This window comes from Nitrosophilus sp., assembly GCF_982775275.1.
This window is the reverse complement of sequence record NZ_CEXZHP010000061.1, coordinates 1-7,944: the sequence shown is the minus strand read 5'-3', so window position 1 is coordinate 7,944 and position 7,944 is coordinate 1. Positions and strand designations below refer to the sequence as shown.

Genomic DNA, 7,944 nt, shown 5'->3' with positions numbered 1-7,944 from the left:
TTGATACGTCTTATATATCTAACTTGCAAAAAAGAGTTTAAAATACCCTCTTCTTTACCAAAAGAGCCCTTCATAGTGGCTTTTTGGCATGGAAATCTTTTGATGCAGCCATACCTTTATAAAAAGGTGAGAAAAAATCACAAAATTGCCGTTATGATAAGCGAACATTTTGACGGGGAGATAATCGCAAAGATCGTAAAAAAGTTTGGTATCGAATCGGTTAGAGGATCCACAAAAAAAGGTGCCGCGAAAGTTTTGCTTCAGGCGATAAGAAAACTAAGAGAAGGTTATGATATCGCCATAACTCCCGATGGTCCAAGAGGACCTATAAAAAGCGTGGCTGATGGGATAGTAGCCATAAGTCAAAAAGAGGATGTTTATATAGTAGTATTTTCTTATGAAGCCTCAAGTTTTTGGGAACTAAAAAGTTGGGATAGATTTATGATACCAAAGCCTTTTAGTAAGTTAACTTTTAAGGTAAAGGAGCCTTTTAAAGTAACCGGGATGGAAAAAGAGAGTGCAAAGAATTTTATAAAGATGCAAATGATACAATAACCATAAATAGATTAAAGGCGAGTTGTGTCGGATTTTGAAGAAAATATTATTTATAAAGATTTGATCTTAGCAAACGCGTTTAAACAAGATATCATATGCAAAGATTCAAATAAAAATAAAGAGGATAGATTTTTATATAAAAATATTGAGTCAAAATTTGATATAGGCTTTTTAAAAGATGATTTAAAAAACCTCAAAAATCGCTATATTCTTTCGCCTTACGCCATTTTATACGAGCTATACAAAGAAAAAAAGGATGAAAAGGCTTTATATATATTAAATCAAAAAGATTTTATTACATATGGGGTTTTTAAAGAGGGTTCTTTAATATTTTGCGAACATTTAAAAAAAGAAAAAGATTTCGATTTTAAAATAGTTACCGAAGAAATTATAAAAAATTTTTACAAAGGGGAGTGCTGCTATTTTTTGGAGAGGATCTATCTTTTTGATTGCGATGATATAAAAGAAAAAAACATCAAAGAATTATATGAGAGTATACTTATAGAGATAGACGTAGAAAAAGGAAAAATCGAAGATCTTTTAAAAAAAATATATGAAAAAAAGGATAACTACGCATACGCTCTATTTGAAGAGAAACCCCTTTTTCCAAAATGGCTGCAAATTGCCGCTATAGTTATATTTGCCGTTTTGATAGTTATCGATCTTTATGTTAGAGTTAAAAATGCTGCGCTTCAAGAAAAGGTATTGGCTTTGCAGTATGAAAAACAAAATCTGCAAGAGAAAATATCTGAACTAAAGGAAGAGACTGCAAGTTTGAAAAATATTCTTCCCGTGGTGCAAGAGATCAAAAGCCAAAATATGCTCATAGTTTCAAATATAAAAAACGTTTTTGATCTAATACCTGATCAAATATATCTTTTTAAAGCCGAATTTGACAAAGATAGACTTGTTTTGGTAGGTTTTACCCCAAGTAAGGCGATTTTTGATAGCTATTTGAACAAAAACCTAAAAAATTTTTATCAAAAAGGGGAGGTTAGATTTAAAAAGTTAAAAAGTGGATATAAGTTTATTAGTATAAATTATGAATCTGTTAGGAAAAAAGATGGGTCAAAAAAATAAAATAGTTTTGTTATCTTCTATCATAGGGACTCTTTTTATATTTTATGCGGTGGCAACCTTTTTAATAATCCCCGATATTAAAAAAAGCTCAAAATTGCAAGAAGATATAGCCACATTAGAGCAAAATCTTAGAAATTTACAAAATTTTAGCGAAAATTTAGAAGATATTTATAGCTCACTCAAAGGTTATAACCTATATCTAAAAAATTTTCAAGAAGGCTTTGAGAAGGAGGATTTGGAAAATCTTTTTGCTTTATACGCCAAAGAGGTAAAGGTAGAAGAGTATTTAAAAGAGGATTTAGAAAAAATTGTAAAAACAGACTTTATCGTGGATATGAAGATAGACTCACCAATCAATTTTTATAAACTTATAGAGTATATAAACCAAAACTCTCTCCCTATAAAATTTGATTATCCTATAATTTTTGAAAAAAGCGAAAATTTTATAGATCTAAAACTCACCGCCGTTGTATACTCTTTAAAATAGTATCTAAAAAATCAATAATTTTTTCGTTTTTATAATTCTCTTTTTTAGCAAAATGTACGGCGTTCTTAATAGATATATTTTGTTCTATTATGATATTTGTTAAATCTTCCATTAAAGGTGAGAGTTTATTTTTTACTACATCCCAAACATCATTTTCATCTATTCCAAAATACCCGTGAATAACTAAATTTCTAAAATCTACAATTTTTCTATATTTTTTATTTTCTAAAATATTTAGTTTGATTAGCCAGTTAATAGCTTCGCCTATAATCTCCAATTCTCTAATGGTTGCGTCCCATTCGAGCATAGAGTCTAAAAAATCTTGTGCATTATCGAATCTTTGAGTGTAGAGATTAATTTTATAAATAGCTAAAAAAATATCTACGAAATAAAAACTTGCGTCTCTTTTAGACATAGATTATATCTTTTTTTATTTTATCTTTGATAAAAGCTCTTAATTTATTCTCTTTGATTAAATCCACTTTTGCTTTTAAGGCATCTTCCAAAAAATATTTTAAATCGAAAAAATTATCAAAAGAGGGCGGCATATCTACTAAAATATCTATATCGCTATTTTGAGTTGCCTCATCTCTTGCTACGCTACCGAAAAGGGCTATTTTTTTAATTTTATATTTTTTTTGCAAAAATTTTTTATTGTTTCTTAAAAACTCTAAAATCTCTTTTTTTGATTTCATTTTAACTCTTTAAATAGTTTTTATAAATTATAACTCAAATCAATTTAAAAATCTAACTTAAACTCTTTAAAATAGAATCTAAATCGATTTTTTCTTTATATAAGTATCCTCTGATTTTTGGGGGTATTTTTAAAACTCTGCATTTTTCTTTAAATTTTTTATCCATGGGGATTTTGATATACGGAGATAAAAAAACAAAGTCGTCATTTATGGAAAAAGCGATTTTTCCTCCAACAACACCCTCTTTTTGTTTTAAAATCTCTTTTTTTTGATCCGTTGTTAGTAAATATCCCAACTCTTTTGCGATCTTATCTATCACTCTTAAAAGTTTTATATCATCTTTTGGATTTTTGGCGATAAAAACTTTTTTTATTTTTATAAAATTTATATCTTTTATTAAGGATTCTTTATCTTTTTGCAGATATTCAAAGCTTCTTTTTATACCTTCTTCAAACTCTTTGATCAAAGGATCGCAATATTTTACTCTAAAATAGTTTCTTTTATAAGATAGATCTATATTTGTTACGTCAAAAAAATATTTGATTTTGTTTTTTTGAAGAAAATTTTTTAGTTTCTCTTTTGAAGTTTTTAAAAGAGGTCTAACTATAGTATACGCCTCTTTTTTTGTAACTATTTCCATTCCGATTAGCTCCACTACTCCGGCACCTTTTGTAAACTGCATAAAAAACCACTCTAATTGATCGTTTAGCTGATGAGCGGTTATTAAGTTATGATAATTTTCCTTTTTTATAATCTCCTCAAAAAACCTATATCTTATCTCTCTTGCTTTTTCTTCGATAGATGGAGGTTTAATAGGTGCTTCCTTTATAAAGATCTTTTTTTTATATCTTTTGGCCAACTCTTTTGCATACTCTACCTCGCTGTCTGATTGAGCTCTTAATTTATAATTGACTATCGCTATATCAAACTCTATACCTTTTTTTAAAAGAAGGAAAAAAAGCGCAGTCGAATCGATACCGGCGGAAAATGCGAGAAGATTTTTTCTATTTTTTAAAAGTTTTAGCGCCGCTTTATCTAAAAAATTTTCCAAACTATTTCCTAAGTGGTTTTATAATTTTTCCTATCAATTTTTTGTCGGCAAAATCGGTAATTTTTACTTTATAGATATTTGCCGTTTTTAGATTTTTAACTTCACTCTCGTTTATCAAAATCTCACCGTCAACTTCAGGAGCCCACTGGATTTTCCTTGCGCTCAATAAAAGCTCGCTCTCTTGGCTGGGACCTTCAAGAACCGCTTCAACTTCTTTGTTTAGATCTTTTTGAAAGCTTTTTATAGTAGTTTTTTCAACTATTTCGCTTAATATACTCAACCTCTCCTCAATCTCTTCTTTTGAGACTTTATCTTTCATATTGTAAGCTTTAGTCCCCTCTTCGTCAGAATATGCAAAGATGTTTACCCTATCAAACTCAAACTCTTCCAAAAAGGAGCAAAGCTCTTTAAAATCCTCTTTGCTCTCTTTTGGATGTCCAACTATTATGGATGTTCTTAAAAAGCTGTTTTTAACTTTTTTCATAGCCTCTAAAAGCTCTTTTGTTCTTTTTGCTCCCGCTCCTCTTTTCATAACTTTTAACATCTTATCGCTAATATGTTGTATCGGCATCTCAAAATAGTTATGAAATATAGGGGAGTTTTCTATTTTTTTGATAAGCTCAAGAGAGGTTGTTGAAGGGTAAAGATATAAAATCCTTGCGCTTATATCTATATCGAGCTTTTCAATATTTTCTATAAGTTTTATTAGCCCATCTTTTTGCCCAAAATCTCTAAGATAAGAGCTGCTATCTTGAGATACGAAGGTAAAATCAAAAAAACCTTTTTCATATACTCTTTTTACCTCATCGCATATCAAATTTATATCTCTTGATTGGAGCTTTCCCTTAAACGAAGGTATTGCGCAAAAACTACAACTTTGGTTGCATCCTTCGCTAAGCTTAATATAAGCGTGATAGTTTGAGCCGGTTATGACCCTTTCTTCCTCTTTTATAAGATAAGGTTTTTCGCTAAATGCGCTTTTTTTCTCTCTTATTAGTTCATCGATTTTGTTATAGTCTCCAACTCCGGTAAAAATATCTACTTCTACTAACTCTTTTTTAAGCTCTTCTTTATATCTTTCGCTCAAACATCCAGCCATAACAAGAAGCGAATCTTTTTTTCTTTTTGAGTGAATATCAAAAATAGTCTCTAAGCTCTCTTCTTTAGCCGCATCTATAAAACCGCAGGTATTTACTATGATCACATCGCTTTCGTTTACGTTTTGGCTTATCTCATAATCTTTCAATTTAGCAAGCATAACTTCCGTGTCTACGAGATTTTTTGTGCATCCAAGAGAAACTACGTATAACTTTTTTTTCATAAAAAGGATTCCTTGAAAAATTTTTTATAATTTTATCATAACTTAAGAGAGTTTAAGAAAGAAGGGCTCTTGATCAGTCAAGAGCCACTACGCAGTTTTTTCCCATTTTTTTAGCTTCATATAAAGCCTTATCCACTCTATCAAATATGGACTCCAACGTATCGCTTTTTTTTGCTTGAGTAACACCGAAACTTGCCGTTACTTTTAAATCGTTTGTATCAAAATTTCTATTTTCTATGGCTCTTCTTAGTCTCTCGGCTATATGTTCTGCGGCCTCAAGCTCGGATCCTGGTAAAATAACGGCAAACTCCTCCCCTCCTATCCTCGAAGGTATGGCGTTTGCTCTCAAAAACGTTTTTAATATCGTAGCGATTTCCTGAAGCACCGCATCTCCTACGGGATGTCCAAATTTGTCGTTTATCTGTTTAAAATCGTCAATATCCAACAACACCAAAGAAAAAGGGTAATTTTTTGTTTGAAGATCGTTTAAAAGCTCAAGAAGCGCTCTTTCAAATCTTCTTCTGTTTACAAGTCCGGTTAAGAAGTCTATCTCGGCTTCCGTTTTTGCTATTTTTAGTTCCTCTTGAAGTAGTATAACGTCTTTATGATACCTTTTTAACTCTTCTGTTAACTCTTTGTTTTCCTCTTTTAATTCGTTTAACTCTTTTAATATTTTATTTACGGAGTTTAATATCTCTTTATGATCCTCGATCTCTTCGGAGGATTCCATAATGGATTCTGTGTGCGTTTCTATATTGTTATTGTGTTTATCTACCGTATTTATTATCTCAAGAAGTTTTTTATCTATTGAATCTGCGATTTTATTTAGTTTTTTAACAAAACCTTTTGGATTTACAACCTCTTTTTCTTCTTTTCTCTCTTTGATCTCATCGTATGGCTCATCATAAATCTCTTTAAAAAGTCCAAGTATTTCAAGATCGTTTAACTCCTTTTTCGACTCCACTATATAACAAAAAACATAAAACCATCTCTCATAATTTTTAGGCGTGATTAAGATATTGTTTCTTATCATAAAATTCATCTCTTGTCTTACGATATTCATTATAGTTTTTATATCTTCTTTAGTAAATTTTTCTCCACTTTCAAGCTTTTTGGTAATTGTACAGCTGTGTTTTTCCATGGCTGTCCCTTCTATCTAATTTTGTATATAATATTATCGAACAAAAAAGAAAATTTGTTAATTTTAATGACTAAAATACCAATCAACCCCTGCTTTAAAACCGTTTTCAAAACCCAAAAATTTCTGTCTGGATATATCTTTTAAGGTTTTATATTGGCTTAAGGCTTGAGGATCTTGGACTGTATAATTTTTAAATCCTAAAGAGTTTGCTATATGACCCGCTTTTATCGTCTGTTTTTCAATATTTGCAAGTTCTGGATATTGAAATATTTTATTTGCCTCTTTTGCTAAAGATTTTGCAAAGATTTCGGCACTCTTTTTTATCTTGTCGTAATCAGCAAAAATTAGAGAATATCCGGCAGTCGCCCAAACAGATACTTGGACCCCCATCCAAAAGCCGCCTATATATTGGTTGATGGCTTGAGCATCTTCGGCTTCCAAATAATCGGCCATCCCTCTTTCTCCGCTACTTAAATATGAAAAAATTTTATATGTTTGAGGCTCCACCTCCAGCCAGGCGGTTATGTATCTATCTTCTATTTTTGCCGGTAAGGATGGAAAGAGTATAAAGTTATCCCTCTCTTTGAAATGTTCAATCATCCATGTTGGATAGTTTTGCTCTTTTAAAAATTGTATAAAAATCTCTTTTTCATCTGGATGGATAAAAAGAAGCTCGGAATTTTTGGGAAGAATACTCCAAATTTTAAAAGCGTTGATCGATTTTGGAATAATCTCGCCTTCAAGTTTAGAGTAAAATATACCGCACATAATATTAAATGATTTTTTAGAATTTTCATCTCCTTCAATATTTGGATACGGGTTAATCAAATCAAAAGTGATTGTAGGTTTTTTGCCGTTATATACCGTTATAGCTATGATTCTTGTTGATTTTATCCTATCCGTTTGCAAAGTCAGTCTCTTTGCCGCTTCCTTTTCAAATGTGGTTTGAGCCGAGATAAATCTTGCTAATAAAACTCTCCCCATCCATTTAATGGAGGAGTAGGTGTCTGGATTTTTTGCATTTTGATACTCTTTTTTATATTTTTTTTCAAGTTTTGTAATACTCTCTTTTGGAAGATCGGGAGTATTTACGCCAAATATAAAGATCATATCCTTTAAAGATCTATCATTTATCTCTCTAACTGTTTCAAAATCCCCGTTTGGGGTGTAAAATTTTATTTTTACCGATAAAGGTTTATATTTTGTTAATTCCAAATCCTCTTTTGATAACTCTTTGGTAGCCGCTGAGTCTATAAAGGCTTTAATAACTTTACCCTTTGATCTTTTAAAAACTTCTAAAAACCCTATCTCAATAGGATCTAGCCCAATATCTTTTAGATCTATTTTTTTATCCAAGATAGTTATATTTTCAATATTTTCTTCCTCTTGTGAGGCTAAAGCGCTTGAAATCTCGGTAAGAGCCTCTTGGGTGCTTGAAGAGAGTTTTAAAGCCTTTATTGTGAGTTCTATCGTTATTTGAGGATTGGTATTTGAATTTTCGTCAATAGATTTGATCAGTTTATCTATCTGCCATTTTTCTTTAAAAAAAGGAAATACGACGGTATGGGTTTTTCCGGTTTCATCTTCATATTTTAGTGCCGGTAGCTCATATAA

Annotated in this window: 9 protein-coding genes; 3 read left to right on the top strand and 6 right to left on the bottom strand. The window is 30.8% G+C overall.

Annotated elements, in window-relative coordinates; translation table 11 throughout:
- From AC30RD_RS04390 to AC30RD_RS04380, 3 genes are all read left to right on the top strand, one after another.
- The coding region (locus AC30RD_RS04390; protein ID WP_489493065.1) for a lysophospholipid acyltransferase family protein at positions 1-555 on the top strand (555 nt) is incomplete at its 5' end.
- A 24-nt stretch (positions 556-579) separates the two neighbouring features.
- Positions 580-1,635 (top strand): hypothetical protein, encoded by a 1,056-nt coding sequence (locus tag AC30RD_RS04385; protein WP_489493064.1) that lies wholly within the window; start codon positions 580-582, stop codon positions 1,633-1,635.
- Positions 1,619-2,122, top strand: a complete 504-nt coding sequence (locus AC30RD_RS04380) for a hypothetical protein (protein ID WP_489493063.1) — start codon at positions 1,619-1,621, stop codon at positions 2,120-2,122. Before AC30RD_RS04385 ends, AC30RD_RS04380 begins: the two co-directional genes overlap by 17 nt.
- On the opposite strand, the gene AC30RD_RS04375 is transcribed toward AC30RD_RS04380, so the two are convergent.
- The 6 genes from AC30RD_RS04375 to AC30RD_RS04350 form a co-directional block, all read right to left on the bottom strand.
- A complete protein-coding gene (locus AC30RD_RS04375; protein WP_489493062.1) occupies positions 2,094-2,537 on the bottom strand; it encodes a HepT-like ribonuclease domain-containing protein in 444 nt (147 codons plus the stop codon). The genes AC30RD_RS04380 and AC30RD_RS04375 overlap by 29 nt on opposite strands.
- Positions 2,530-2,817, bottom strand: a complete 288-nt coding sequence (locus AC30RD_RS04370) for a nucleotidyltransferase family protein (RefSeq protein ID WP_489493060.1) — start codon at positions 2,815-2,817, stop codon at positions 2,530-2,532. The genes AC30RD_RS04375 and AC30RD_RS04370 overlap by 8 nt, the downstream gene beginning before the upstream one ends.
- A gap of 52 nt (positions 2,818-2,869) precedes the next feature.
- A complete protein-coding gene (tilS, locus tag AC30RD_RS04365; protein ID WP_489493058.1) occupies positions 2,870-3,868 on the bottom strand; it encodes a tRNA lysidine(34) synthetase TilS in 999 nt (332 codons plus the stop codon).
- A gap of 1 nt (position 3,869) precedes the next feature.
- Positions 3,870-5,189, bottom strand: coding sequence for a 30S ribosomal protein S12 methylthiotransferase RimO (gene rimO, locus AC30RD_RS04360; protein WP_489493056.1), 1,320 nt, complete (start codon positions 5,187-5,189; stop codon positions 3,870-3,872).
- Between the two features lie 73 nt (positions 5,190-5,262).
- The gene (locus AC30RD_RS04355; RefSeq protein WP_489493055.1) at positions 5,263-6,330 is read right to left on the bottom strand and encodes a diguanylate cyclase; all 1,068 of its coding nucleotides are present in this window, start codon (positions 6,328-6,330) and stop codon (positions 5,263-5,265) included.
- A gap of 63 nt (positions 6,331-6,393) precedes the next feature.
- The coding region (locus tag AC30RD_RS04350; RefSeq protein ID WP_489493053.1) for a hypothetical protein at positions 6,394-7,944 on the bottom strand (1,551 nt) is incomplete at its 5' end.

Excerpts from the sequence above, each read along its gene's own strand:
- AC30RD_RS04380 (WP_489493063.1), top strand. The coding sequence starts at position 1,619 with ATGGGTCAAAAAAATAAAATAGTTTTGTTATCTTCTATCATAGGGACT.
- AC30RD_RS04375 (WP_489493062.1), bottom strand. The coding sequence starts at position 2,537 with ATGTCTAAAAGAGACGCAAGTTTTTATTTCGTAGATATTTTTTTAGCT.
- AC30RD_RS04370 (WP_489493060.1), bottom strand. The coding sequence starts at position 2,817 with ATGAAATCAAAAAAAGAGATTTTAGAGTTTTTAAGAAACAATAAAAAA.
- rimO (WP_489493056.1), bottom strand. The coding sequence starts at position 5,189 with ATGAAAAAAAAGTTATACGTAGTTTCTCTTGGATGCACAAAAAATCTC.
- AC30RD_RS04355 (WP_489493055.1), bottom strand. The coding sequence starts at position 6,330 with ATGGAAAAACACAGCTGTACAATTACCAAAAAGCTTGAAAGTGGAGAA.